Source organism: Neobacillus sp. BP17 (assembly GCF_059579525.1).
The window spans coordinates 1,598,242-1,624,048 of the sequence record NZ_CM184198.1 but is presented as its reverse complement, the minus strand read 5'-3'; the positions used below and the strand labels follow the sequence as shown (position 1 = coordinate 1,624,048).

The following is a 25,807-nucleotide window of genomic DNA, read 5'->3' as shown; positions in this document are numbered from 1 at the left end:
AACCTGCAGGCAAACACTGCTATAATAGAAGCAGTTGTTCTTGGAGGTGTCACCCTTGATATTACCTGAATTAGCTGAAAAAATTGTCAAAGAAGTCCAGAAGTTAATTGGTGAAGATATTATTGTTGTAAACACGGAAGGCTATATCATTGCAAGCACTGACTTCGATCGAGTAGGGTCTTTCCATGAAGGAGCTTTGATTGCATTACAACAAAAAAGAAAGATGATCATTACACATGAAGACCAATTAAAGTTAACTGGTGTAAAAGCTGGGATTAATTTACCGATTTTCTTTCAACATGATGTGATTGGAGTAATTGGAATTACTGGCGAACCAAATAAAGTTACCCCTTTTGGTGAAGTAATCCGAAAAATGACTGAACTCCTTATTAGTGAAAATTATTATACCGAACAGTTTGAATGGCATACGCGAGCATTAGAATCATTCATAATGGATTGGGTCCAAGCCAAAGAGTGGAATTACTCTTTCTTAGACCGAGCTAAGCTTCTTTCAATTGACATAACAGTCAAAAGATTGGTTGTAATTATTGAATTTATCGGGTTAAACGCACCACTTTCGAGGGATAGTTGGACAATGATTTTTAATAGGTTTCAGCAAAATTCAAAAGAAGTTGTCGCTAGGTCTGGCAATGATAGAATGGTATTACTCATAAATTGCTCTAATCGACCTACACGGGAGAGTATTGAGAGACGTTTACAGCATTTTTTTCAATTCTTGACAAACAATTTCGGGATTCAAGCGATTGCTGGTGTTGGTCAGGCAACGGATTCTCAGGAAATTAGTGATTCCTATCGACAAGCTGAAAGATCTTTGAACATAGCAAAGTTAAATACCTCGATTATTTTCGATGAAGATTTGACTCTTGAAATGATTTCTGAAGAAATAAATCCCAAAACCAAAGCTGATTTTATTACAAGAACCATTGGACCCCTTTTGAAGGAAACAGAACTATTAGAAACCATTAAAGAATTATTTAAGCAAAATCATTCGTTGAAGAACACATCGAATACCTTACATATACATATCAATACCCTCCACTATCGTTTAAAAAAAGTTGAGGAATTAACACAATTAACCCCTAATAATATCCATGATTTAGTTACATTGTATCTTGGTATTCTCTTTTTGGATGAACAAACAAAAATCAAAAAATATTATTGAGTTTTTTTAGATGTTTATCCATAGCAGGCAGATGCCTGTTTTTTTTATACTTAATTTAGAACATAAAAACACATTTACCTTGTAGGCGTATTCAGTGAATGAAGTGAATGGAGGAAACAGCATGCTTTCCAAAGTAGTAAAAGACAAATTAATCAGCATTGTTTCAAGGGAAAATTTTGATGATGCCAAAACCGAAAGACTTGTTTATTCCTATGATTCAACCCCAAACTTGCAGGCAATGCCGGATGCGGTTGTCAGCCCAAGGAATACAAAGGAAGTTTCAGAAGTTGTTAAGGTATGTAATGAAAATAAAGTGCCTATTGTACCGAGAGGTTCCGGGACAAATCTTTGTGGAGGCACATGCCCAACTGAGGGTGGCGTAGTTATTCTATTCAAGCATATGAACAGTATTGTTGACTTAGATGAAGAAAATTTAACGATTACTGTCCAGCCAGGGGTCATATGCCTCGATGTAGCTAACGCTGCTTCAGCAAAAGGACTTTTTTATCCACCCGATCCAGGTTCAATGAAAATTGCCACAATTGGTGGAGCCATTAACGAAAACTCTGGTGGATTACGTGGACTTAAATATGGAGTCACCCGGGATTATGTGATTGGTCTTGAGGTTGTCATGCCAAACGGAGATATCGTAAGAACAGGTGGAAAACTGGCAAAGGATGTCGCAGGGTATGATCTTACCCGGTTAATGGTAGGTTCAGAAGGAACTCTTGGGATCATCACTGAAGCAATTTTAAAACTTATCCCCATGCCTGAAACTAAGAAAACGATGCTAGCCTTGTATCAGGATCTAGAAGCTGCAGCAAAATCTGTTTCCAAAATTATTGCCAATAAAATTATACCTGTCACACTTGAGTTCCTAGATCAACCTACGATCAGAGTAGTTGAAGACTATTCTCAAATTGGATTACCTACAGACGTTCAAGCAGTTCTATTAATTGAACAAGATGGCTCACCTGAAGTCGTCGAACGTGATATTGAAAAAATCATCAAGGTTTGTAAGCAGGAAGGTGCCGTCTCCGTTCAAGTAGCATCTTCAGAAGAAGAAGCATTAGCCTTAGCTGCTGCAAGGCGCACAGCACTTTCTGCACTTGCACGACTCAAGCCAACTACTGTACTTGAAGATGCTACTGTACCAAGGTCAGAAATAGCGAAAATGGTAAACGCAATTAATAACATTGCTGACAAATACAATCTGCAAATTTGTACCTTTGGCCATGCAGGTGATGGAAATCTCCATCCTACATGCCCAACAGATGCAAGAAATCACGAAGAAATGGAACGTGTCGAGATGGCTTTTGCAGAAATCTTTGAAAGAGCAGTGGAACTTGGAGGAACCATTACAGGTGAGCATGGTGTCGGAGTTATGAAAGCACCGTATCTTGAATGGAAACTGGGTAAAGAAGGAATTGCCGTGATGAAAGCCATTAAACTTGCTTTGGATCCAAATAATATCATGAATCCGGGTAAGGTTTTTGCAAAAAGTTATAGGAAGCGAGTGGTAGTTTCTGGCAAGGGAACAGTTTTCGCAGCAGACGACAAAAAACACATGGTGGTTTCAAAATGACAACAGTGAAAGAAAAAGAAATCATCCAAGAACAGTTTAAAGTCAGAATGAATGAAGATGAATTATTAAATTGTATGCGCTGTGGTTTTTGCTTACCCGCGTGTCCCACATATATTGAATCAGGCTATAAAGAATCACATTCCCCGCGGGGCAGAATCGCCTTAATGAAGGCTGTTACCGATGGTTTAATTGAACCGGATGAAGACTTTGAGCGTTCGCTTAACCTATGTCTTGGCTGCGTGGCATGTGAAACTGTTTGCCCATCTGGAGTAAAGTATGGTCATTTGCTTGAAGAAGCACGTGATATTGTCAGTCAGAATAAGAAATACTCATTATCGACTAGCATCGTTCGAAAAACAGTTTTCGAGGGATTGTTCCCACATCCAAAACGAATGAAAAATGTGACAGGGTTAATTGGGTTTTACCAACGTTCTGGTTTACAAACTATGGCGAGAAAAATTGGATTTTTAGGTATGTTGCCTGAGCATTTAACCTTAATGGAAAAAATACTTCCACCAGTTTCAACGATGAAAGAACTGAAAAATAGACCGGTTCATGCAGAACCAATTGGAAAACAAACACACCGAGTTGCCTTCTTTAGCGGCTGTTTGATGGACTCCATGTTTATGAAAACAAATGATGCTACCATCAAATTACTCCAACTGGCTGGTTGTGAAATTGTTATTCCTGAGGAGCAAACCTGTTGTGGTGCCCTGCACGGTCATTATGGTGAAAAAGGGAGTTCAAAAGATCTTGCCAAGAGAAATATCAAAGCATTTGAGGATTTAAATGTTGATTTTATCATTACGAATGCCGGCGGTTGTGGTGCATTCTTACTTGGTTATGATCACTTATTAAAAGAAGACCCAGAGTGGAGTGACCGCGCTAAGAAGTTTACCGAAAAAATTCAAGATGTAACTGAAATTTTAGTTTCAGTTAACTTCCATGAAAGGGTAAAATTAGAGCTCCCACCTCAGATAATTACTTATCAGGATTCTTGTCATTTAAGAAATGTGATGAAAACTGCATCTGCCCCTAGGCTCCTTCTGCAGTCCATTAAAGGAGCTAAATATGTTGAAATGAATGATGCAGACCGTTGCTGCGGTTCGGCCGGTATATACAATATTATCGAATCAGAAATGTCAATGAAAATGCTTGATTACAAAATGGACCAAGCAAAAAATACCCACGCTTCCACAATTGTTACTACTAACCCTGGCTGCTTATTACAAGTAAAAGTTGGGATTGAAAAGGAAGGACTTGCTGATAAAATGCGAGGTGTTCACATCGTTGACCTCTTATTAGAGGCAGTGAAGGCATAGTAAAAAAGAGCCGTTTGGCTCTTTTTTATTTAATTGGCTGTGTTAAAAATTAATTTTAACACTCTGTTGATTGGAGTGGAAGGCACGAAGACTCCTGCGGGAGTACGGGGCAGGGGAGACCCCGCAGGCGCTAAAAGCGCCGAGGAGGCTCTCCGGCACGCCCGCGGAAAGCGAAGTGCCTGGAACGGAAATCAACAGACAAGTTTAACACAGCCATTTTATTAAAAAATTTATATCCAATAACGAAAAACATTTCCACTTATAAAACAACAAAATAAATTAATAATACCTATACAGAGGTAAAATTATCTCTGTATTGAAAATAAGGAGCTGATTTATATGGCTAATAGCAGTAACAAGTTGTTAGTACCTGGGATTGAACAATATTTAGATCAAGTTAAATACGAAATCGCCCAAGAATTTGGAGTCAATTTAGGGTCAGATACAGTTTCAAGAGCAAATGGATCTGTAGGCGGGGAAATTACAAAACGCCTTGTCCAACAGGCACAAGCACAATTATCTGGACAACAACAATAATTTCATAAATATGGAAAAAGTCCGGAATTACTTCCGGACTTTATTTATCTATTTCTTCCATGAGAATTTTTATTTTTTTGGTCATCATCTTTATTTTCATTGATATGATGTTTATAGTTTTTATCCTCATGTTTGTTTATTTCTTTTTCTTTATTTTTCCATTTACTTTGGTTTTTATCGATACCATTATGATTGTCTTTCTTTTTAGACTTTTCTTGGTATAACGAATTTTTGTTCTCATCTTTTTTTTCTTTGACGGGGTCTCTATGACTGTCTTTCCCGTTAGACTTTTCTTGGTTCTGTGATTTTTTGTTCTCAGCCTTTTTTTCTTTTTGTTTATTATTTTGTTTTATAGGCCGCTCTTGATTTTGTTTTATATTATGTTCATCTATTTTTTTCAATTGTCCAGGTGGATTAACTTTTCCATTTATCCATTTCTTTTCCAATTGCCTTTTGTTTTCTGCAAATGCCTTATTTTGAACGGCCTTATTTTCTGTTTGTTTCTTCACTGGCCCTGAAGGAGTAGAGTGAACAGGCTGTTTCTTTTGTTTAGGTTTACTATCGGTAGTTTTCTTTTTATCTTTCGTTTTCACTTCATTTGTTCTATTAATGGAAACTTTGGTGTTATTATCGTGTAATTTACCAGCTGTAATGCCAAGTTTATGCGCTTTTTTTAATTCTTCTTTAGTAGGATTTACAACTATAAGTTCAACCTTTTGTTTGTCAACTGATGCTTTAATTTCTTCAATGTTTGCTTTAAGTTCCTTTTCCACTTTTTCATCAGGATCGGTGGTCCTTACTGCGGAAATGGTAACGTGTTCTTTTGTACTCAAATAACCTTCTTTATTCATTTCAGCGAAAATCGTTTGTGCTAATTCAGAAACATTTTTCTTTTTCCAATTAGTCAGGTGCGAGACAATCTTCTTACCGTCATTGTTAAATCCTATAATTTCAACAACCTGCATCTTTTTATTAACACCAAGTTCGATACTTGGATTAACATCAATTGACATATAGGCATACGCTTTATTACTTTGATACATTGGGAAAAATGAGCCAAGCATAATAACGAACGCAGCCACTAGTGCCCAAACAGGTTTAAATTTAAAAATGCTATTAAACCAACTAAAAGGTTTTGAGCTTTTAACATGATCTATTGGAAAAAAGTGAATTTCTTCCCCAATTGCATAGGGCTGATTTTGCCTTCTGCTATGTAAAAACTCACCTTCAGGGGTCATAAGCGTTAGGAATTCTTCTTCAATTTCCATTATAATTCCCTTTTTCATGTGTCTAGCACCCCCTTTATATAATCTTTCATATAAACATAATCACTAGATAATATAAGTGCAATGGCAATAATATATTTCCTATTTCGTTCAATCGTCTTCCTGCTGACATCTACCATTTTCTCTAACTGTTTAATGGGCAGCCGTTTATTATTAAATAACATTTCTTTTAATTCTTCGTTTTCGACTAACAATTTTGCAGCGATGATTGCGTTTTTGCGTGCATCGACATGCTTAGGTGAATTCTCAACTAAATCAGAAAAACTTAAATCAAAAGTAGTTAATAATTTCTGAAAATGAACAATTTCATCTTTTCTTAATTGTTCATCATTCTTTTTCTTGTAATCATCTAATGAGAGTTCATTAACAATAATTGTTCCAGCTGTTTCTTCTTCATTTGTATCATTAGTTAAGTCAAAACTTAAATGTTGATTTTTGGATTGCTTACGAATATAGTCAATTACTCTTCTTTTGATTATGACTTCAGAAAAACTCAATAAGGAGTTCCCACGCTCTGTAGAATATTTCTCAATCGCTTCATTGAACGCGATGAGCCCAATACTAAATTCATCATCGGTTTCATAGATATATCGTTTGCATACAGAAGATACTGTTTTTGCTATAAATGGTTTGTAGGAATTAATAATTTCATCAAGTAAATAACGGTCACCTTGTTGAATCAGAAGAACCGTTTCTTCCAAGGTGTTCTTCTTTTTCTTTTTGGCCATAAACAATAAACCTAGCATATGCTCACCTCTATTCGACCAATTATAACATATGAGTGTTATCTTGGACTTTTTTGGGGTAAGCATTTTAAAAAAACAGCCCCAACAAAGGCTATCTTTTCCTGTTTATTGTTATAACCCTTATTTATTTATTTTTCTTTTTCCCAAACCACATCCTTTTATCTTGTTCCTAATGTATAAAAAGTTTATTTTTACTACATAGTTACGCTCCATCTGAAGCAATTTGTGGGGGTTCATTTTAAAAAAATTTTCCCAATAAAAAGCTTCAAACCAGAATATCCTGATTTGAAGCTTTTTATAAGTAATTTTTATTTTTGAAACTTTAAAGACAATAAAAATTTAATTAAAAAACCAATAAGCAACCCAGGGATTAAAAACAGCATCGGTAAAAAAACTGGGCCAGGATGAATTTGAAAAATTGTAACCTTAGGCGATACCATTAATCCTACAGTAACAAAATAGGCACCGAAGACAAATGGAAAAAACGAGTATTTTTCATTTTCAGGCATAGCTGAACGATAACCATCCCACAAGGAAAACAAATAGACACACGGGTAAAACATAAGCCATTGATAATTAAGTACCTTCTCTGCATTGTTAATTTCTCCTAAGAAACTATACATGATTGCCGAATTAAAGTGACTATTTGAATTGATCATTACTTCTAATGTAACAAACAATATTCCTTTGATATATTGACCCATTAACAATTGACTAAAACCAGGAAAAGCAATATTCCAAAAAACAGCTTCAAGTTTGCTCATCTTTTTCATCGTACAGTCCCGCTTCTCGTGGCATATTTTTAAAGCTAAAAATTCACTTAACTTAGTTTATCCATCTCTGCCAAAAAATAGCGGATATTCTATTATTTTTCCCAACTTAATTCTTTTTGAGGATGCGTAAGTAGGTTTTTGAAAATATAATCCAGTTTCGATTAGCTTGGAAATAACTTTTAAAAAGCTGAAGAAATAATGGGTATTTTCCTTGATAAGGATACCAATGAATTTCACTCTTTTTCCGGCCGAGGTCCTCGACAATAGCTTTTTCATGGCAAAAAATTCTTAACCCGGCATCCCCATGGTACCTGCCGATTCCACTTTGTTTTGCCCCTCCAAAGGGAAGGCCATGATGGGCAATACTAATAATAGCGTCATTTATCACTACTGCTCCTGATACGAGTTTAGAGGATACTCTTCTGGCTTTTACATGATCATTTGACCAAACGCTTGCATTTAACCCATAAACCGTATCATTTGCAAGACTTATTACTTCATCTTCACTCTCAAAAGGAATGACTGGCAGAATCGGTCCAAAGGATTCCTCCTGGATTATTTTCATATCATGGTTCACATTTGTAACTACAATAAGCGGTAAAAACATTCCATTGTTCCATTTTTCAGGCATTAGACCGGTCTCAAGTCTTGCTCCCTTGCTCAATGCATCCTCTAACTGGTCTCTTAAAATTTCTATTTGAGCTGGGAAAGTCATCGAACCGACATCGTCATCTTCATTGTTCCCCTGTTTTAAGTTTAAAATTTCTTTTTTTAGTAAAGATAGAAATTTAGGATAAATTGATTTTTCAACATACAGCCTTTCTGCACTCATACATACTTGACCACTGTTAGTAAATGCCGCCCACACTGCCCCTTTTGCCGAACGCTCCAAATGAGCGTCTGCAAATACAATCATTGGATCCTTGCCGCCAAGTTCTAGGGTTGTTGGAATTAGATGTTTTGAAGCAACTTGTTGAATGATTTTCCCAGTCCGGACAGATCCAGTAAAGAAAATATAATCCGGTTTCCCATTTGTGAAAGCTTCCCCAACCTCTTTTCCACCATGTGCAACTTGAACAACTCCCATCGGAAAGCCCGCTTTAGCAAAAAGCCCCTCCATACATTTCCCTACTAGTGGAGTTACTTCTGATGGTTTTAAAATCACTGTATTCCCAGAGGCCAAAGCACTAAGCATCGGGACCATTGCCAATTGAAAGGGATAATTCCATGGCGAAATTACCAAAACCACTCCCCTTGGCATGTATTCAATAAATGATTTCTTTCCTATCAGTAAAAGAGGCGTTTTTACTCTTTGGCGCTGAAGAATTTTCTCCCCATGTTTTATTATGTGATCAATACTGTCCAGGGTTGGCATGATATCAGCTACCAAGGCCTCTGTTACCACTTTTCCAGTGTCCGCAGCGATTGTTTTTGCTATATCTTCCATCTGCTCTACGATAATATCTTTAAGTCTTAATAGATACTTTCCTCTTTCAGACATAGTCAGATTACTCCACTGCTTAAACGCTGTTTTACTCCTATGATAAAAGGAATCGACTTCGTTAACAGATGTTACAGGAATTTCCCCCAGCCGCTCTCCTGTTGCTGGGGCAATTATTTTAAGCTTTTCTTGAATTGCATCCATTTATTATCACCCCCGTTAAATAATTTTAATATGAAAGGTTGGGTTATCTTTTTGTTGTAAGTAAAATTCTGTCATTGGTTTAATTCCATCTTTAAAGTCAGGACAGGCGATCCCTGATTCCCTTAGGTCTGTGACAGCTTGTGTACAATCGAATTGTCCCTTCCAAGTAAAGTAGTCCAATGCTTCTTTCTCTACTCCCAGAAATTTGCGCAACGGTTTAATAGAAAGGAACCATTTCCCGACAGTTAATGGAATCGTTCCTTTTGGTTGTTTGTTTAGCATTTCTTTCATCAGGATTTCATATATTTCTGAAGCACGGTAGGGATGTGGGTCTGTTAGATGATACGTTTTTCCAGCAGCATTGTCTAATTGGCTAAGATACGCAGTTGCTTGAATAATATAATCAATGGGAACAAGGTTCACATAAGCTTCACCTTTCCCTAGTCGAGGTATGAGAGGAAGAAATTTTAACCGATCTAAAAAGTTCATAATAAAATAAGGGCCATCAAATTTAATGGTTTCTCCCGTATCGGAATGGCCTTTGACAATCCCCGGCCGAATGATAGTAACAGGTATTTCTTTTTTTAATGTTTCCACTAAAACCTCTGCTTCATATTTCGTTTGTTCATAATGATTTTTAAAACCAGGTGGTGTAATAAGTTCCGTCTCATAAAGAGTACCTTCTCTATTTCCGACCACATAGGCAGTACTAAAATAAATATATCTATTTAGGTTTGGTAATCTTCGCACCCATTCATTTACGTTTTCCGTACCATTTACATTCACTATTTGCGCTATTTCTCTTGGAACCGCTAAATCATAAATGGCTGCTAGATGAAAAACATGGGTAACCCTTTGTTGTAAGATTTCCTGTTCTTCTTCTGTAATAGCAAGAAACGGTTTGGTTATATCTCCAACAATAATGTGGAAGGTGGACTCATCTAACCCGTATTCCGCTATTATAGCTTCCGATTCTTTTTTTGCTCTTTCAACCATATTAGGCAGGACTAGGACAAAAACAGATCCTATTAATTGATTATTTTTTATTACTTCGCGAATCAATTGATTACAAATGAACCCAGGAAACCCAGTAAAAAAGAAACCATTTCCCAACTTATCTCCTCCTTAGTCTTTATCAAAACGATTGTAATCATTGTAAAGTCCTAAGAAAAGATTTGTCCATGGGTAATTAGTCTGAATTTTCAGTTTAATAAACATTAAGAAAAGTGGCGGATTCTATTCCGCCACTTTTCTTAATCATTTTGGTCCATTGGATTATAGAGTTTAACCGATGGATTTTTCTCTTGAAACCATCTGAGAGCAAAGTCATTTTCAAACAAAAATACATAATGATCATATCTATCTTTCACTAACATTGAACGAGAACTCGATAGATTTTCATCAACCGTTTCACTATCTACCCACCTGGCAATTTTTGAACCCATTCTTTCCATTAAAACTTCGGCATTATATTCATTTCTCATCCGATGCTCAAAAACTTCAAATTGTAATTGACCAACGGCACCTAATAAATAATCATCAGTTTTAACGGTTTTATATAGCTGAATGGCTCCTTCTTGAACCAGTTGCTGAATTCCTTTATAAAAGGACTTCTGCTTCATGACGTTTTTAGCGGAAACCCTAACATATAATTCTGGTGTAAATTGCGGAAGTCTTTCATATTGAAAATCATTTTTCCCGGTAGTCAAAGTATCACCAATTTGATATGTGCCTGTGTCATATAATCCGATAATATCTCCACTAACCGCTTCATCGACAGTATTCCGTTCTTCAGCCATAAATGAAGTTGATTGCGAGAGCTTGATTTGTTTATTCAAACGCGGAATATTCACTGTCATTCCCCGCTCAAATTTCCCAGAACACACACGGACAAAGGCAATCCTATCTCTGTGGGCAGGATTCATATTTGCTTGAATCTTAAACACAAAACCTGAAAATTGTTCCCCTAACGGATCAATTTCTCCTATGGATGAATTGCGCGCCATTGGAGACGGAGCAAACTTTAAGTATGACTCTAAGAATGTTTGAACTCCAAAGGCAGTTAACGCACTTCCAAAAAATACTGGTGTTAAGTTACCTGCTGCAATTCTTTCAGCTGAGAACTCATTCCCTGCTTCATTGAGGAGCATAATTTCATCGAGTGTTTGATCATAAAGTCCAGAATTTTTTAGTGGATGGTCTCCGGCAATTTCTCCGTCATCATTTAACGGTATAAAACGGTCATCATCCTCTACTCGGAACTGTTCCACTCGATTGTTATATCGATCATAAATACCAAGGAATTCTTTCCCCATCCCAATCGGCCAGTTCATCGGATATGATTCTATGCCTAGAACCTCTTCTAATTCAGCTAACAGTTCAAGCGGCGGCTTGCCCTGACGATCGAGTTTATTCATAAATGTGAAAATAGGAATTCCGCGCATCCGGCATACTTTAAATAGTTTGAGTGTTTGTGCCTCTATCCCCTTGGCAGCATCAACGATCATTACAGCACTATCTACAGCCATTAAAGTACGATACGTATCTTCACTGAAATCTTGGTGTCCAGGCGTATCCAAAATGTTAACTCGGAATCCTTCATAGTCAAATTGCATGACACTGGAGGTAACGGAAATCCCCCGTTGCTTTTCAATTTCCATCCAGTCACTGGTTGCAAACTTTCCTGTTTTTTTCGCTTTTACAGTTCCCGCGTCTCGAATAGCGCCTCCGAATAATAATAATTTTTCGGTTAGCGTAGTTTTTCCGGCATCTGGGTGGGAAATAATCGCAAATGTCCGGCGTGACAATACATCTTCTTTAAAATTGTTACCCATTTCGTTTTCCTCTCTTTTGACAATAAAAATTTTTGTCCATAACTTCAATCTTATCTCTCAAACGGAAACTTTGCAATATTTCTTTAAACCCGAAAGCATAAAGAATATAATGAAAGAAAGCGGTAATGATGAAAAATAAATATCGTGATTACATAACACATCGGAGGTACCTGACTTGGATATTACTAAAATCGATCAACAGACTTTGAATTTATTGCATAAAGCCTTTGAAATTATCCTCAACGAAAACAAAATTTCTTATGAAAAAATTGGAATTGCTGAAGAAGATGACCAATTATTGTTCTTGTTTGAAGGAAAAGATGAAAAAGTTCATGTTTTTAAATGGAATAAAGCATCCTGTATCGGTGCCAGTATTGGCTCAATTGCTCAAAGTGTATTACATCCAATCATTCCACATCTTCGCTTATTATCGTAGCTTTTATAAACCACACCAGCGCATTTTAAAAAAAATTGTGCTGGTTTATTTTTTTTATGCGGGCATTTCTAGTTTCCCAACGATTCCCACATCCATTTTTCTGGAAACCCCTTTATAATAGAGGAGAACTCTGTTGAAGGAGATGAAGAAAATTGAAACCAAGTATAAAAAAAGTCTCGAAATTTATTCCGCTCATTGCAGCGTTAATATTAGTTATTGCAGGAATCGTCTGGATTATTCAAACTACCAATAATGAAGTTGCTATACCATTCTCCTCTGTTGAGAAAACTATTCAAGCACAACAAGGGAAAACTGTAAGTATAACTGAAAAACCCGATGGAAGCCTTTATATTCATGCTGGTGAAACGGTATATCTTTCCCATGTCCCACCGAACAGTCAAATGGTAGATAAGTTGGTTGTTAAATACAATATTGAATACTCCTATTCAAAGAGCAGTAAATATGGAAAATGGATATTAGGCGGCGTTATCCTTCTCTTGGCTGGAGCAGCATTCACGCTTCAAAAAACAAAAGGTGGATTGGGAATAAATAATTCAATGAAGAATAGTGTTGCAAAGTCGCGAACCCTTCCCTCCATTAGTTTGAAGGATGTGGGTGGACTCGGGGACGAAATGAAGGAAGAAATATTACAAACTCTCTCGACCCTAAAAGAACCTGAGCGTGCATCAAAATTAGGGATTACACCACCAAAAGGTATTCTTTTGTACGGACCGCCAGGTACAGGTAAAACATTACTCGCTCAAGCAATTGCCCGTGAATTAAACGCCGCTTTCTTTTCGGCAAGCGGTTCGTCATTTAATGAAATGTTTATAGGAGTGGGGGCTAGCCGGGTCCGTTCATTGTTCAAAGCAGCAAGAAAGCAAGGTCCTGCCGTTGTATTCATTGATGAGGTCGATGCTTTAGCAGCAAAAAGAAAGGCACATGGCGGCGAGGAAGCCGAAAAAACCTTAACAGAATTACTTGTACAACTTGATGGCGGACATTCAAATGATGGAATTCTTTTTATTGCTGCCACAAACAGAAAAGACATGTTGGATGAAGCCTTCCTTCGTCCTGGAAGAATCGATTTTTCCTTCCATGTACCACTTCCAGATACAAAAGGAAGAAGAGAGATAATCGCTATCCATGCTAAAGATAAATCATTTGATAAAGATGCTCTTGCACAATTAGATGAATTGGCAGAAAGTACTTCAGGTTTTTCAGGTGCAGAGCTCCAATCACTTTTCGAAACGGCTAGCAGAAGAGCTGTTCGGAACGGCCAAGAGTCCATCCAAAAGCAGGACATTGACTATGCCCTTGATCGAACGATTTTAGGAAGCACTTCCCGGTCATTACAAGATTATGATACAAAACGCAGGGTCGCAATTCATGAGGCTGGTCATGCCATTGTAGCATCATTGACGAAACCTGGTTCCGTTAGGAAAGCAACCATTATCCCTCGTGGAGAGGCGCTCGGTTATGTTGCACCAATTCCAAAGGAATTGCATCTATCTACGACCAGTGACTTATTAGAGCGCGTAGCAATGATATTAGCTGGCGGGGTTGCTGAGAGAATTCATTTAGGAGAACACAGCATCGGCGTAAGTGGCGACGTTCAACAAGCAAAACAAATTATCGAACAAATGGTAGATACCGGTATGCTTCAAGAAGGATTTACATTGACCTTCAAAAAACAAGATAAAGAAGAAAAGATGCAAGAGCTATTTGAAAAAGCTTTACAAAAATCAGAGAGTCTAATTAATAACCATCAATATCAGTATCAACAATTGGTCGATGCATTATTAAAAAAAGAAACACTTGAAGGCTCAGAGATTGAAGAAATAGTTTGGGGAACACCGGCAACCATAAGTGATAATATGGTCTTAGTATAAAGATAACCTATGAAAACCAGGTGCTGTTTATTGGGCACCTGGTTTTCATTTATGATAAAATATCTAATGTTTTTTTTATTTGGTGGTAAACTAAGCATGGACTTCACAAAAAGGAAGTGAATGCATTGTTCGGTAAAACTAAGATTTTTGAAAAAGAGCAGCATAAATATTCTACCGAAGCTAAAGAATATCTTGGAAACCCGCAAAAAACAGAGGGGTTGCTTAACAAAGCGATAAAAATGGCAAATGAGAAAAAAGGAAGTTTAGGCGATGTTTGGGAAAAACTGCAATTATTTTTTGAATTAGTTAAAGCCTATTCAAAAGGTGAATATAAAAATGTCTCACCCAGCACAATTCTTACTGTCATTGGTACCCTTCTTTACTTTGTTTCGCCACTTGACTTAGTACCAGATTTCATTATTGGTCTGGGGATCCTGGATGATGCAGCTTTGATTGGCTTTACTGTAAAGAAAATCTCCAATGAATTAGATGCTTTTAGTAAATGGAAACGGGCTTTTTCAAATGAAAACCCGCTTGATTAAACAAGCGGGCCTCCATTTTACGTTTTTATCTAAAGCAAGCTGCACCGACAATAATCAAGAGGATAAATAATACTACGATTAAAGCAAAACCGCCGCCGTAACCGCATCCTCCATATCCGTATCCGCATCCTCCATATCCGTAACCAAACATTTTTCAAGACCTCCTTTTTATCTAAGTTGATTTCTTAGTAGCACCATGAAGCCCCAATAATGATTAACAAAATAAATAAAACGACCAGTAGGGCAAATCCGCCGCCGTATCCACCAGCTACACCTGACATTTACATTACCTCCTTTTCTTAATTCCATATATCCTATTCACTTGATTAAAAATGTGCGATAGACACATATCCAAATTACCCAGTTTAATAAAAAAGAAGAAGCCCATAATTAAGGAAAAATTCAAGTACAATAAAGGAATTAGCCCTCAGAAAAATATTTTTTACAATTTTATCCTCTTCGAATTGACATTCTTATCTATTTTTCATACCATGTTCACAAATATATATAGATTGGGGCACCAACTTGAGAAATGCTGCTACGCTTTTATTCGTACTTATCATGATCATATACAGAGCAATCACACGGTTTAGTGAGAAAAAGAAAGAAAGCCGCCCCTTGAAAATCGGTCATAGAGGCGCGGCAGGCTACTGTCCAGAGAATACAATTTCATCCTTTAGGAAAGCCGTAGAATTAGGTGTCGACTACCTCGAGCTTGACATTCAAATGACAAAAGATCATGAATTAGTTGTGATACATGATCCAACCGTTAACAGAACAACTAATGGGAAAGGGAAAGTAAAGGATTTTACTTTACAAGAAATTCAAAGTCTTGATGCAGGAAGTTGGTTTCATTGTAATTTTACGGGTGAGAAGATCCCCTCTCTCTCTGAGGTATTTGAGGAGTTTGCAGGGAAAATCGGCTTTTTAATTGAATTAAAAAAACCCTCACTTTATCCCCTGGTTGAGGAAAAACTTGCGGAGGAATTGAAGAAAAGAGAGTTAACATCCGTTGACAAGCAAATTATTGTTCAGTCCTTTGACCGTGGTGCGCTAAAACGGTTTCACGACCTTCTGCCTACCATTCCAATAGGCATTTTGATTAAAAACTCCGGTGTGAAGATGATTTCGAATAAAAATTTAAAGTCCTTTTCAAGCTATGTGTCGTATGTAAATCCCAAAATAACCATGGTGAATAAGCGGTTGATTAAAAGAATTCACCACCATGGCTTTAAAACAATGATTTGGACTGTTAATAAAAAGAATGACTTAAAAACGCTTAATCATTTCCATGTTGAAGGAATTATCAGTGACTTTCCAGATTTATCATAAATAGGAATAGGGTCTATTATTGACTTAATAGACCCACTTACATTCTTTATTAACCTTTTGGTTTAACAATACAGAGAAGCCACGAATTAGATAAATATTACATACAGGATAATAGCCAGCACAATCCGATAAATAGCAAATGGTAATAATCTTATTTTGTTAATAAGCTTTAGGAAAAAGCGTATAGACAAAAGAGCAAAAATAAAGGCACTAATAAATCCTGCAATAAAAATTGGAAGGGCATCCAACGTCATATACTCCCAATTCTTTAATAAAGAGAGAAAACTAGCTCCGGCCATGATTGGCACAGCCATAATAAAGGTAAAGTCCGCGGCAGCACGGTGACTCATCCCCATCAATACTCCTCCAGAAATCGTTGAACCCGAACGAGAAAATCCTGGCCAAAGTGAAAAACATTGAAACAAGCCAACAGTCAATGCTTGTTTATAAGTAATTTGGTCAACTGTTTGTACTTTTGGACGTTTTGGACCAAAAATATCCGCAAGAATCATTAGGATCGCCCCAATAACTAAGCCAATTAAAACAGTTGCAGTTGAAAATAAGTGCTCATCAATATAGTCGTTAAAAAGGACGCCTAGTACACCGGCAGGGATTAATCCCACAATTACTTGAGAAAGTTTTAAACGGCCTTGTACTTGTCCTGAAGCTGCTTGTTTTTTTAAGCGCCCCAATCCTAATAAATCAATAAAGCGATCTTTAAAGGTGACAACAACCGCCAATATGGAACCAAGTTGGATAACGACTTTAAATGTGTTTGCTCCATGCTGTGTTAAAAACTTTTCGGATTGCAGCCACATATCATCCACGATAATCATGTGCCCGGTAGATGATACTGGTGCAAATTCTGTTAATCCTTCTACCAGCCCTAGAATAATAGCTTTAATAATCATAAGTAGTTCCATATCTGATAATCTCCTAACCTTGTTGCAAAAGTTTTGTAAGTGATTAAATTTATAACTCATCCATTTTACTCATTATACAATAACAATGCAATATTTTTTAAATTCCAATTACTCTCCACTATTAATAACGCAATTATTCAAAAATTAGTTTCATGTATTTTTTTCCAAAGAAAAAATGCAGCCTTAAATTATTGCCACATTCAGTGTTTTTTCATTATATTGTTAGTCGTTGATAATTCTCATAACACGCCCATTAAACTTCTTTTTGTAAAATCCTTGCGTTAAATCTGCAACGGCTATTCCGGTTGAACTTTGAGAACCAATAAATTTACCTCCGCCAAGGTAAATCCCTACATGCCCATCTATTTTATAAGTGTCAAAAAAAACTAAATCTCCAGGATGCGCTTCACTTAGGGTAACTCTTTCTCCAGTATTTTTTAGGATATCTGTATGAGCGCCCACTTTAATTCCTGCCTGTCTGAAGGCCCACGCAACAAATCCTGAACAATCAAATCTACCATGGGCAACATCATAAGAGTTTCTTCCCCCGCCAAATACATAAACGGAGTTCCCAATATATTTTTCCCCAGCATGAATGACCACATTAATGGCTTCATTGGTGGTTGTAGGTAATGGAACATCCAAATTCACGGTTTCATTATTTTTATCTGTTCCCTTAGAATTCTGAGCCTCGTTTAATAAGAGCGCTTCTTTTATTGCTAGTGTTCCATCTTTCTGTTGTAAATCAGCTTTCTCAGAAAGTTTTTCCTGCTCTTTCATCCTAAGTTCTGCTTTTAAAGCATCATTTTGCTTTTTTTGTTCTAATATTTGTTCTTGCATCCATAAAAGTTCTGTTTTCATATTTTGCAATTCGTTTAACTTTTTCACCACTGAAGATTGTTTAGTTTGGACTTCATTCTGATCTTCTTTATAATGTTTAACTAGATCTTGGTCTGCTTCCACCATCGAGGCAACAGCACCAAGTCTTTCTACAAAATCACTAAAGCTCGAAGAACCTAGAACAACGTGTATATATCTAACCTGACCACCACTTTCTTGTAGCGATAAGGCACGTTTTTTTATTAATTCATTGCGTTTATTAATTCTCTCTTGAATGGATGCTATTTCTTGCTGAAGATCCTGTACTTGGGATTGTAAGGCTTTTACCTTTTCTTCTGTTTGTTCAATCATTTTTTTATTATCTTTAATGGCTTGCTCAACTCTAATAATTTGTTCAGCTAGTCTAATTAATTCATCTTGGACTTGAAAAATTTCTAAATTTGCTTTTGAAATATCTGTTTGAAGACCTGTTCGCTGATCCTGTACACTTTTAAGATTATTTTCCTTTGCATCTACTGATGGACAAGAAAAAACACTCCCGATTCCCATAATAAAGGTGGTACATAGTGCGATTATCTTCATTTTCAAATTGGTTCCCCTGCCTTCTTAAAATAAACATCCAGCATCTAAGACGAATTATGTATTTTAAATTCTAGGTCACACAACAAAATTCCTATGTAATTACCAAATTAACAATCCATGAATATAAATGGAAATTATTGACTATACGTCAGCAAAATATAAAATAATTCAATATTTAGGTTCCTCCAACAAATAAAAGAACCACAATCTCTATATAAGAAGAGAGATTGTGGCTCTTATGACTTGCAATCGATGCTTATATTCCCCAATTCTTTTAATTCTCCTTAGTTGATAACTAGTAGTTACGGCATCTTTACAAATTCTTTAAGACTACCTTTGCTTCGGTCAACAATGTTTAAATGAGTATCTCTTGCCAATTTAATATATTCCTTCCTAACCTGCTGCCACGCATTGCGCCGGTCACGACCAAAAGTTACGCTTGATTCTGCATTTTTTTCAAAATTATCTTCAAGTTGGTCGACAATCTGAAAAACTGATTTAATTGGCGTTAATGCAAGCTTCTCTAATTGTTCAGATACCTCTAAAATCTTTTTCTTAAGTTCTTCTCTCTCATTCACCGGAAAGTCCTCATCTTTGATTTCTTCTTTACCGAATGAAAATTGATGCATTAGTTCAGAAACCATCTCTTTGTTTGTTTTTTTCGACTGCTCATACAAATTCGCAACCGATTTTCTAAATTGCTTATTGAAATTAATGACTTCTCTTAAGGCATTAATGTATGCATCTTCTCTATTCTCTTGAAGCTGTTCTGCCCGTTCACTTGAAAGCTCAAATTGATCCCAAAAAGTGTGTACAAATGACCCTGCAGCCACCGATTCTTCTGCCGTTGGTACATTCTTTTCTTTAACAGTCTGGACCGTTTCATTTTTCTTCTGTGCCATCCTCTTTCCTCCTCTTTCTATTATTGACTTTCTCTATTGGATCCTTCTTATGGAACGAAGGAATATAGAGCTCAAAGAAACTGGTGTACATTTTGAAAAATTGATCCAATAACGATTGATAGGATTCTAGTTGGTTGGCATAACCATTTAAGTATGTTATTCCTGCTTTAGTAATTGAATATTTTCTTTTAGCAGGACCGCTCCCAGTTGTATCCCATTCTGAAGATAGAAGCTCGTCCTTTTCTAGTTGTCTTAGCAGTCTGTATAAATTCCCCTGGTCAAGCGTCTTAAAACCGAATGCCTCTAGCTTCTGGCTAAGTTCATACCCATGCAGTGACACCCTGCTAAGAAGCAATAAAATAAATGGCAGCACAAAATTTTTTGATGGATTGATCGTTTGATTGTCCTGATTCACCATATTTTTATCACCTCGCCCTGTATATGTGTATTTTACACCTATGAGTAATATTTTGTCAACTCAGCAAATATTTATGAATAAAAGTTAAAAGTTAGAGTCCTCATTTACTGTTATTTGCCAATAAGCTAATAAAAATAAAAAGGTGGTGTGAAATGGAAGCAGCAAGAATAAGTAAATTGGGAGTTCCTTATATGCACTTAGGGACAGGCGAGCCGTTGGTCTTGATCCATGGATTAGGTGAAGTAAAAGAAGGGTGGGAAGACCAATTTGAATTGGCTAATCAGTATGAATTGATCATCCCTGACTTACGTGGTCATGGAAAATGCAGTAAGACGGAAGGCATATCAATAAAAAATTTTGCCTTAGATATCCTCGGTTTGTTATTGGAATTAAAAATTGAAACCGCTCATATTTTGGGTCTTTCAATGGGTGGTGCAGTTGCGCAAGAGATATATCGACAAGCACCGGAACGCTGCCGCACTCTCCTGTTAATTAGTTCATTTCATTATTTTCCTAAGAAACTGAAGAGTGTATTATTTGAACCACGAAAAGAACTTCTCCAGCAGGTTTCATACATGAAAGAACACTCAGATTATGCTGCACGGATGGCACTTTATTCGTGGAATCAGGACACAGTTGAAAAGTTTAATAAGTATTTCCAACCAAAACCGCAGATATTTGTTGACTCATTAGTAGCATGTTTTGAGGTAAATAATTTATCGTTATTACCAATGGTAGATGTTCCGACACTTATTATTGGAGGTCAGTACGACTCCGTCTTGCCTGTTTGGATTCAGGCTTGGATGCACAGGCTTATTCCAAATTCAGAATTTATTATTATGAGAAATACCGGCCATCTGGCCAAATTGGAGGCAAAAGACCGGTTTAATCGACTCTTAAGGACATTCCTTGCTAAACAAAAAGCTGCTTCATAACTTGTTAAAGCGGGATGGAGGGGAGTCCTTCCCGCTTTTACTTCCTTCTTAATTTAATTAAGAAATTCCTAATTTTATTGTGACCGTGAGCAGAGCCATTTATCCGCAAAAATGGCAAACTTTCCAGTTAAGGCTAAAGAAACGTGTCCACCTTCAAATACCTCGTATGTCTTATCCTCACTAGAAACCATGTCAATAACAGGGAGGCTTTGTTTCTCTAGTATCAAGGTATCTCGTGATGTTGAGAAGACAAAGACTGAACAATGGATATTCTTTAAATCTACTTTCCTTCCGCCAATTGTTAGCTCTCCTTTTAGGAGTTTGTTATCTTTATAAAGATCATTAAATAGCTGTTTGAAGGCAGCCCCTGAAAACGATGCGGAGTCTTTTGTCCACTTGTCCATCCGCCGCCATTTTTTAACATATTCATCATCATGTGCACGGGAAATCAGGTTTACCCATGGACTAACGTAGACGGGTGAAAGTCCCCTAAACATTCCGTACATTATTTCAGATGGAATAACACCATAAACCTCAGAAAGTCTATCAAAATTTATTGTCCCTTTTTGGAGTCCGTTTAACCACTTATCCGGAACGATTCCTATACTGAAATCAATTGGTACCGTTGCTAGGACTAAATTCTTAATAGGCAAGTTTGTTAGTGAGGTAAAAATAGCAGCAATTGTGCCTCCTAAACAATAGCCGATCATCGATATTTCTTTTGCACCGGAATGTCCCAACGCACGTTTGACACCATTTTCTAAATAATCAAGGATATAATTATCAAGAGTGATCTCACTATCTTCATAAGCAGGAGAACCCCAATCAAGGAAGTAAACATCATATCCTCTTTCCGTTAATCCTCCTACTACACTACTTCCTTCCCCGACATCTAAAATATACGATTTATTAAGCAGTGAGTAGACTAAAAACACAGGGATTTGATATTTTTTTTCTTTAGCAGGATGATAATATAATGTTGATTTATTTTTTTTCCAAACAATTTCTCTCTTGGTTGGAACAATATCCGGTTTCGGTTCTGTTAAGACTTTATAGACTTGTTCCCACCTTAAAGATTCCTTTTTCAAATCAACTAATGGAATATTTCTTAGTGCTTTAGCTATCATCTTTCTCAGCCCCTTCCATCCTCACTGCCAGTCCCAGTCAGAACAAGCTCATTGTCCCTGTTCTTAATCTGCACTGGCTGTACAAGTTTTTTCAAGGCTGCAAGTTCCTGTTTAATATCTGTTATTTGAGAGATTTCTTGTCTCAAATTTTGAAACTCTGTTTGAATGAAAGCTGATTCTTCCTTTATCTGTTTTATAATCGTCACCATATCTTGAAACATTGCAACGTTACCCGTACTAAGGGATTCTAAACTATCCTGTAATTTCCAAACCTGCTCTTCTAAAATATCAATTTTTTCTTCGGTTTGAAGAGATAATTTTGCTACATTTGCAATATCTTTTTTGGTTGGAATATTCATTACACCTGCCATGAGTTCTTGGTTCTTTCTTAAATGCTCCATATATCTTGCATGACTATCTGTCCCCACACTAAGAAGTCGAACGAACTCATTATTGTCAGTGATCATGTATAGCATGCCATTCAATTGTCTTTCCCACATTTCACTTATTCTTCTAAATCCTTGCAACGGATCATAGTTTTTTTCCTTCGACATGGCTTTTTGCCTCCTTATTTAGGAATTTGTCATCTCTTCTTCTTTCTCCAAATATTTATTAAATGGAAACATCAACGGTTTAATTTGTCGTGCAAATAAATTAACAAAACCTTTTTGATTTTCATATATTAGGTTTCCAACTTGTTTAAGACCTTTGACATATTGCTTCCTGATTTTTTTCCTAAGGACCACATGTTGCTCGATCGTTTCAAGATATTTATCTATTGATTGATTTTTGCTAATAACTTGGCAAGGTGTACTTAGAATCGAAATGGTTCTTTTTTGAAGTTGATCAATCTGGGCATTGATTTCTTCGTATGACTTGAGTGGAAAGAAATGCTGCAGACTCGTGGTGGACATCAAAAATTCCTCTCTTGCAGTCCTTTCCCATTCAGTAAATTCCTTATCAAATCTCTCTGCCATTTCTTTTATGTTTTCTTGATTCCTTTGGATGCTATCAGCAAAAAACAATGCTTCCTTTAGAAATATCTCGTCTCGGAAGTCTGAACGCTTAGACCATTCGTCTAATTCTTGAAATGCTTTGCGCCAGAGAATGTCTAAGCTTGACAGTTGTGCAGCGCTCACCTCTTTTTCTCTAATTTGTTCAGCTTCCTTATTGATAGTATCAAGGATAGGTTCTTGTTCAATTTCTCTTTTCTCAGACATCCTACTCGCATCCTTATATGAAAAATTTTTTCTTCCATTTAAATACCACCAAAGGCCTGACGATAAATTTCTTCAAGTTCGCCTATAAATGGTTGTTTTGGATTTGCAATCGTATCCTGATCGTCAAATGCACGTTCTGCGAGAACTGCTACTTTGCTATCAAATACTTCTTTCCCAACCCCGCTTGCTTCTATACTCATTGGGATTTCTAGTTCCTTTGTTAATTTAATAATTGCATGGACTAGGCTTTCAATACCTTCTTCAGTCGTACCGGCAGGCAGCCCCAGCATTTTAGCAATTTCCGCATAACGTTTATCAGCTATGAAGTTTTCATATTTAGGGTATGTCATGAACTTATTTGGTTTGGCTGCATTATAACGGATTACATGTGGCAAAAGAATCGCATTGGCGCGTCCATGTGGTATATCAAATTCAGCCCCTAAAACATGGGCAAGACTATGGTTTATTCCTAGGAAGGAATTGGCGAAAGCCATCCCTGCTATTGTAGAAGCATTATGCATTTTTTCACGGGCAAGTTCATTACTTCCATCTCGGTAAGCTATTGGCAAATACTTAAAGACAAGTTGAATGGCTTTTAATGCAAGTCCATCTGTAAAGTCATTGGCCAATACGGAAACATACGACTCAATTGCGTGTGTCAACACATCCATCCCTGTATCAGCGGTAACATGCTTCGGAACTGTCATAACAAACTGTGGATCGATAATAGCTACATCCGGTGTCAATTGGAAATCCGCGAGAGGGTATTTTATATTTGTTTTATTATCTGAAATAACAGAGAAGGCTGTGACCTCTGAACCGGTTCCAGATGTAGTTGGAATTGCAATAAACTTTGCTTTTCCACGTAGTGCTGGGAATTTAACTACTCTTTTACTAGGATCAAAGAATTTTTGTGTTAAGCTATGAAAATCAGTTTCTGGATGTTCGTAAAATAGCCACATCGCTTTTGCGGAATCTATCACAGAGCCGCCGCCAAGAGCAATAATACAATCTGGCTGAAATCTTCTCATCCGCTCTGAACCGATTATTACTGTATCAATGCTAGGTTCAGGCTCGACTTCGGAGAATGTTTCAAATTGGATTGTCCTTTGATTCTTGTTTAGATAGTAAACAACCTTGTCAACATACCCATTTTTGACAGCACTGTTGCTTGTGACAATAAATGCCTTTGAGATTCCTGGTATAGAGGCTAGCATTTGGATTGAATTTTTTTCAAAGAATATTTGCGATGGAACTTTAAACCACTGGGTTAATGTTCTTCTCTTTGCAACCTTTTTAATATTTATGAGATTTTGTGTCCCTACATTTTGTGACACAGAGTTCCCTCCATAAGTACCACATCCGATGGTTAATGACGGTAATGATGTATTATAAATATCCCCGATTGCACCATGTGTCGATGGTGTATTGACCATGATTCGCCCTGCCTTCATACGAAGTGCAAACAAATCTACTAAGCATTGGTCCGTAGTATGTATTGATGCTGAATGCCCAAGACCACCATATTCCAAGGTTTCCTCAGCAATTTGCATGCCCTCTTCAAAACTATTAACCCTGTAACAGGCAAGAATCGGACTTAGTTTTTCACATGAGAGCGCATATTTTGGCCCTACACCCTCAAGTTCTCCAATGAGAATCTTGGTATTTTCAGGAACATTCACTCCCGCCAATTTTGCAATCATTGTGGCTGATAATCCGACAATTAAATGATTAATCGTATTCGTCTTTTCAATAATGGCAACCTTCTCTACCCTTAATCTCTCTTCTTTATTAAGGAAATAACAATTATTTGAAATCATTTCCTGTTTCATTTCATCATAAATTTCTTGATCAATAATTAATGCTTGTTCAGAAGCGCAGATCATTCCGTTATCAAAGGTTTTCGACAGGATAATGTCGTTAACAGCCCTTTTGATATTTGCTGTCTTTTCAATATAACAAGGTACATTTCCTGCACCTACCCCAAGTGCTGGTTTACCTGAACTGTAAGCTGCTTTCACCAAATTTGGTCCACCTGTTGCTAGAATAAGAGAAACCTTTGGATGCTTCATTAAGGCCTGAAACGCTTCATGTGAAGGAACTTCAATCCACTGAATGCAATTCTCTGGTGCACCTGCCCTAATGGCTGCCTCCTTCAGTAAAATCGCGGTCTCTGTACAACATTTTTGGCCAAACTGTGGGAATGCGAAAATAATTGGATTCCTTGTTTTAAGCGAAATCAATGATTTAAATATTACAGTAGAGGTTGGATTTGTTATTGGAATAACCGCAGCAATCACACCTACTGGCTCGGCGATCTCTACTATTCCTTCATTATCGTTTTCGTTGATTACACCAACAGTTTTTATATCTCGAATATTGTTATAAATGAACTCAGTAGCAAACATATTTTTGAATACCTTATCTTCATAAACCCCTCTTTTTGTTTCATTTACAGCCAATTTTGCAAGATTCTTATGATTTTGAAGAGCAGTAAGAGCCATTTGTTTGACAATTTCATCAACCATCTCTTGGTTGTATGAACGGAATTCACCAAGTGATTTCTCTGCATTATTTGCTAATGTATCAATCATTGAAGTAATTATTTGTTTATCATGTACTACCTTTTCTTCAACTGCCATATAATATCTCCTCCAAGTTCATTCCTTGATCTTTGATTCTACTAAAAATTGGCCTATATCCTCTTAATAATTACTTGGATATTCACTCCTTTTCTTTTCTGGTTA

The 25,807-nt window shown here is 36.8% G+C and carries 25 protein-coding genes; 9 read left to right on the top strand and 16 right to left on the bottom strand.

Going from position 1 to position 25,807, the window contains the following annotated elements; genetic code table 11:
- Positions 1 to 55: 55 nt before the first annotated feature.
- The 4 genes from AC4QJR_RS07815 (at position 56) to AC4QJR_RS07800 (ending at position 4,627) form a co-directional block, all read left to right on the top strand.
- On the top strand, positions 56 to 1,183 hold the full coding sequence (locus AC4QJR_RS07815) for a CdaR family transcriptional regulator (RefSeq protein ID WP_496525835.1): 1,128 nt from the start codon (positions 56 to 58) through the stop codon (positions 1,181 to 1,183).
- A 121-nt stretch (positions 1,184 to 1,304) separates the two neighbouring features.
- Positions 1,305 to 2,768: a glycolate oxidase subunit GlcD gene (gene glcD, locus AC4QJR_RS07810; RefSeq protein ID WP_496525834.1), complete on the top strand. Its 1,464-nt coding sequence runs from the start codon at positions 1,305 to 1,307 to the stop codon at positions 2,766 to 2,768.
- On the top strand, positions 2,765 to 4,090 hold the full coding sequence (locus AC4QJR_RS07805; RefSeq protein ID WP_496525833.1) for a (Fe-S)-binding protein: 1,326 nt from the start codon (positions 2,765 to 2,767) through the stop codon (positions 4,088 to 4,090). Before glcD ends, AC4QJR_RS07805 begins: the two co-directional genes overlap by 4 nt.
- A 339-nt stretch (positions 4,091 to 4,429) precedes the next feature.
- The gene (locus AC4QJR_RS07800; RefSeq protein WP_026566245.1) at positions 4,430 to 4,627 is read left to right on the top strand and encodes an alpha/beta-type small acid-soluble spore protein; all 198 of its coding nucleotides are present in this window, start codon (positions 4,430 to 4,432) and stop codon (positions 4,625 to 4,627) included.
- A 44-nt stretch (positions 4,628 to 4,671) separates the two neighbouring features.
- On the opposite strand, the gene AC4QJR_RS07795 is transcribed toward AC4QJR_RS07800, so the two are convergent.
- The 6 genes from AC4QJR_RS07795 to AC4QJR_RS07770 form a co-directional block, all read right to left on the bottom strand.
- Positions 4,672 to 5,913 (bottom strand): anti-sigma factor domain-containing protein, encoded by a 1,242-nt coding sequence (locus tag AC4QJR_RS07795; protein ID WP_496525832.1) that lies wholly within the window; start codon positions 5,911 to 5,913, stop codon positions 4,672 to 4,674.
- Positions 5,910 to 6,659 carry an RNA polymerase sigma factor SigI gene (sigI, locus tag AC4QJR_RS07790; protein ID WP_496525831.1) on the bottom strand — a complete coding sequence of 250 codons (750 nt, stop codon included), beginning with the start codon at positions 6,657 to 6,659 and terminating at the stop codon, positions 5,910 to 5,912. The genes AC4QJR_RS07795 and sigI overlap by 4 nt, the downstream gene beginning before the upstream one ends.
- 308 nt (positions 6,660 to 6,967) lie before the next feature.
- Complete coding sequence (locus tag AC4QJR_RS07785) at positions 6,968 to 7,432, bottom strand: hypothetical protein (protein ID WP_098572542.1); 465 nt, start codon at positions 7,430 to 7,432, stop codon at positions 6,968 to 6,970.
- 106 nt (positions 7,433 to 7,538) lie between these two features.
- Positions 7,539 to 9,077, bottom strand: coding sequence for an aldehyde dehydrogenase family protein (locus AC4QJR_RS07780; protein WP_496525830.1), 1,539 nt, complete (start codon positions 9,075 to 9,077; stop codon positions 7,539 to 7,541).
- Positions 9,078 to 9,092: 15 nt separating this feature from the next.
- The gene (locus tag AC4QJR_RS07775; protein ID WP_496525829.1) at positions 9,093 to 10,190 is read right to left on the bottom strand and encodes an SDR family oxidoreductase; all 1,098 of its coding nucleotides are present in this window, start codon (positions 10,188 to 10,190) and stop codon (positions 9,093 to 9,095) included.
- 140 nt (positions 10,191 to 10,330) lie between these two features.
- Complete coding sequence (locus AC4QJR_RS07770) at positions 10,331 to 11,911, bottom strand: peptide chain release factor 3 (RefSeq protein WP_496525828.1); 1,581 nt, start codon at positions 11,909 to 11,911, stop codon at positions 10,331 to 10,333.
- Between the two features lie 175 nt (positions 11,912 to 12,086).
- On the opposite strand from AC4QJR_RS07770, the gene AC4QJR_RS07765 reads away from it, so the two are divergent.
- The 3 genes from AC4QJR_RS07765 (at position 12,087) to AC4QJR_RS07755 (ending at position 14,781) form a co-directional block, all read left to right on the top strand.
- Entirely contained in the window at positions 12,087 to 12,347 is a 261-nt protein-coding gene (locus AC4QJR_RS07765) for a hypothetical protein (RefSeq protein WP_098572540.1), read from the top strand.
- Positions 12,348 to 12,499: 152 nt separating this feature from the next.
- On the top strand, positions 12,500 to 14,239 hold the full coding sequence (locus tag AC4QJR_RS07760) for an AAA family ATPase (protein WP_098572539.1): 1,740 nt from the start codon (positions 12,500 to 12,502) through the stop codon (positions 14,237 to 14,239).
- 125 nt (positions 14,240 to 14,364) lie between these two features.
- Entirely contained in the window at positions 14,365 to 14,781 is a 417-nt protein-coding gene (locus AC4QJR_RS07755) for a YkvA family protein (protein WP_098572538.1), read from the top strand.
- 25 nt (positions 14,782 to 14,806) lie between these two features.
- Here the strand turns inward: AC4QJR_RS07755 and AC4QJR_RS07750 are convergent, their stop codons facing one another.
- Together AC4QJR_RS07750 and AC4QJR_RS07745 are read right to left on the bottom strand one after the other, a co-directional pair.
- Positions 14,807 to 14,932, bottom strand: coding sequence for a YjcZ family sporulation protein (locus AC4QJR_RS07750; RefSeq protein ID WP_081825507.1), 126 nt, complete (start codon positions 14,930 to 14,932; stop codon positions 14,807 to 14,809).
- 34 nt (positions 14,933 to 14,966) lie between these two features.
- Positions 14,967 to 15,062 carry a YjcZ family sporulation protein gene (locus tag AC4QJR_RS07745; RefSeq protein WP_098572537.1) on the bottom strand — a complete coding sequence of 32 codons (96 nt, stop codon included), beginning with the start codon at positions 15,060 to 15,062 and terminating at the stop codon, positions 14,967 to 14,969.
- A gap of 244 nt (positions 15,063 to 15,306) precedes the next feature.
- On the opposite strand from AC4QJR_RS07745, the gene AC4QJR_RS07740 reads away from it, so the two are divergent.
- A complete protein-coding gene (locus AC4QJR_RS07740) occupies positions 15,307 to 16,113 on the top strand; it encodes a glycerophosphodiester phosphodiesterase (RefSeq protein ID WP_496525827.1) in 807 nt (268 codons plus the stop codon).
- An 86-nt stretch (positions 16,114 to 16,199) separates the two neighbouring features.
- Here AC4QJR_RS07740 and AC4QJR_RS07735 read toward each other — a convergent pair whose 3' ends face one another.
- The 4 genes from AC4QJR_RS07735 to phaQ all read right to left on the bottom strand — a co-directional run bounded on the left by AC4QJR_RS07735 (position 16,200) and on the right by phaQ (position 19,778).
- Positions 16,200 to 17,036 (bottom strand): undecaprenyl-diphosphate phosphatase, encoded by an 837-nt coding sequence (locus tag AC4QJR_RS07735; RefSeq protein WP_098572535.1) that lies wholly within the window; start codon positions 17,034 to 17,036, stop codon positions 16,200 to 16,202.
- A 222-nt stretch (positions 17,037 to 17,258) separates the two neighbouring features.
- Positions 17,259 to 18,458 carry a coiled-coil domain-containing protein gene (locus AC4QJR_RS07730; RefSeq protein ID WP_496526638.1) on the bottom strand — a complete coding sequence of 400 codons (1,200 nt, stop codon included), beginning with the start codon at positions 18,456 to 18,458 and terminating at the stop codon, positions 17,259 to 17,261.
- Between the two features lie 302 nt (positions 18,459 to 18,760).
- Positions 18,761 to 19,360, bottom strand: a complete 600-nt coding sequence (gene phaP / locus AC4QJR_RS07725; protein ID WP_496525826.1) for a polyhydroxyalkanoic acid inclusion protein PhaP — start codon at positions 19,358 to 19,360, stop codon at positions 18,761 to 18,763.
- Positions 19,341 to 19,778, bottom strand: coding sequence for a poly-beta-hydroxybutyrate-responsive repressor (gene phaQ, locus AC4QJR_RS07720; protein ID WP_496525825.1), 438 nt, complete (start codon positions 19,776 to 19,778; stop codon positions 19,341 to 19,343). Before phaQ ends, phaP begins: the two co-directional genes overlap by 20 nt.
- A 152-nt stretch (positions 19,779 to 19,930) precedes the next feature.
- Between phaQ and AC4QJR_RS07715 the strand changes: the two genes are divergently transcribed.
- Entirely contained in the window at positions 19,931 to 20,713 is a 783-nt protein-coding gene (locus AC4QJR_RS07715) for an alpha/beta fold hydrolase (protein WP_496525824.1), read from the top strand.
- 74 nt (positions 20,714 to 20,787) lie between these two features.
- Here the strand turns inward: AC4QJR_RS07715 and AC4QJR_RS07710 are convergent, their stop codons facing one another.
- From AC4QJR_RS07710 to adhE, 4 genes are read right to left on the bottom strand one after another with little or no spacing between them, the layout of a single operon-like run.
- The gene (locus AC4QJR_RS07710) at positions 20,788 to 21,840 is read right to left on the bottom strand and encodes an alpha/beta fold hydrolase (protein ID WP_496525823.1); all 1,053 of its coding nucleotides are present in this window, start codon (positions 21,838 to 21,840) and stop codon (positions 20,788 to 20,790) included.
- Between the two features lie 5 nt (positions 21,841 to 21,845).
- Positions 21,846 to 22,394, bottom strand: a complete 549-nt coding sequence (locus AC4QJR_RS07705) for a hypothetical protein (protein ID WP_496525822.1) — start codon at positions 22,392 to 22,394, stop codon at positions 21,846 to 21,848.
- Positions 22,395 to 22,412: 18 nt separating this feature from the next.
- On the bottom strand, positions 22,413 to 23,060 hold the full coding sequence (locus AC4QJR_RS07700; protein ID WP_496525821.1) for a hypothetical protein: 648 nt from the start codon (positions 23,058 to 23,060) through the stop codon (positions 22,413 to 22,415).
- 38 nt (positions 23,061 to 23,098) lie between these two features.
- On the bottom strand, positions 23,099 to 25,702 hold the full coding sequence (gene adhE / locus AC4QJR_RS07695; RefSeq protein WP_496525820.1) for a bifunctional acetaldehyde-CoA/alcohol dehydrogenase: 2,604 nt from the start codon (positions 25,700 to 25,702) through the stop codon (positions 23,099 to 23,101).
- Between the last annotated feature and the right edge of the window lie 105 nt (positions 25,703 to 25,807).

What these genes read in the sequence shown, in the direction of transcription:
- AC4QJR_RS07770 (WP_496525828.1), bottom strand. Translation starts at nt 11,911, where the DNA reads ATGGGTAACAATTTTAAAGAAGATGTATTGTCACGCCGGACATTTGCG.
- phaQ (WP_496525825.1), bottom strand. Translation starts at nt 19,778, where the DNA reads ATGGTGAATCAGGACAATCAAACGATCAATCCATCAAAAAATTTTGTG.
- AC4QJR_RS07715 (WP_496525824.1), top strand. Translation starts at nt 19,931, where the DNA reads ATGGAAGCAGCAAGAATAAGTAAATTGGGAGTTCCTTATATGCACTTA.
- AC4QJR_RS07795 (WP_496525832.1), bottom strand. Translation starts at nt 5,913, where the DNA reads ATGAAAAAGGGAATTATAATGGAAATTGAAGAAGAATTCCTAACGCTT.
- AC4QJR_RS07745 (WP_098572537.1), bottom strand. Translation starts at nt 15,062, where the DNA reads ATGTCAGGTGTAGCTGGTGGATACGGCGGCGGATTTGCCCTACTGGTC.
- AC4QJR_RS07780 (WP_496525830.1), bottom strand. Translation starts at nt 9,077, where the DNA reads ATGGATGCAATTCAAGAAAAGCTTAAAATAATTGCCCCAGCAACAGGA.
- AC4QJR_RS07705 (WP_496525822.1), bottom strand. Translation starts at nt 22,394, where the DNA reads ATGTCGAAGGAAAAAAACTATGATCCGTTGCAAGGATTTAGAAGAATA.
- AC4QJR_RS07785 (WP_098572542.1), bottom strand. Translation starts at nt 7,432, where the DNA reads ATGAAAAAGATGAGCAAACTTGAAGCTGTTTTTTGGAATATTGCTTTT.
- glcD (WP_496525834.1), top strand. Translation starts at nt 1,305, where the DNA reads ATGCTTTCCAAAGTAGTAAAAGACAAATTAATCAGCATTGTTTCAAGG.
- adhE (WP_496525820.1), bottom strand. Translation starts at nt 25,702, where the DNA reads ATGGCAGTTGAAGAAAAGGTAGTACATGATAAACAAATAATTACTTCA.
- AC4QJR_RS07735 (WP_098572535.1), bottom strand. Translation starts at nt 17,036, where the DNA reads ATGGAACTACTTATGATTATTAAAGCTATTATTCTAGGGCTGGTAGAA.
- AC4QJR_RS07730 (WP_496526638.1), bottom strand. Translation starts at nt 18,458, where the DNA reads ATGAAGATAATCGCACTATGTACCACCTTTATTATGGGAATCGGGAGT.
- AC4QJR_RS07800 (WP_026566245.1), top strand. Translation starts at nt 4,430, where the DNA reads ATGGCTAATAGCAGTAACAAGTTGTTAGTACCTGGGATTGAACAATAT.
- AC4QJR_RS07710 (WP_496525823.1), bottom strand. Translation starts at nt 21,840, where the DNA reads ATGATAGCTAAAGCACTAAGAAATATTCCATTAGTTGATTTGAAAAAG.
- AC4QJR_RS07700 (WP_496525821.1), bottom strand. Translation starts at nt 23,060, where the DNA reads ATGTCTGAGAAAAGAGAAATTGAACAAGAACCTATCCTTGATACTATC.
- phaP (WP_496525826.1), bottom strand. Translation starts at nt 19,360, where the DNA reads ATGGCACAGAAGAAAAATGAAACGGTCCAGACTGTTAAAGAAAAGAAT.
- sigI (WP_496525831.1), bottom strand. Translation starts at nt 6,659, where the DNA reads ATGCTAGGTTTATTGTTTATGGCCAAAAAGAAAAAGAAGAACACCTTG.
- AC4QJR_RS07805 (WP_496525833.1), top strand. Translation starts at nt 2,765, where the DNA reads ATGACAACAGTGAAAGAAAAAGAAATCATCCAAGAACAGTTTAAAGTC.
- AC4QJR_RS07750 (WP_081825507.1), bottom strand. Translation starts at nt 14,932, where the DNA reads ATGTTTGGTTACGGATATGGAGGATGCGGATACGGATATGGAGGATGC.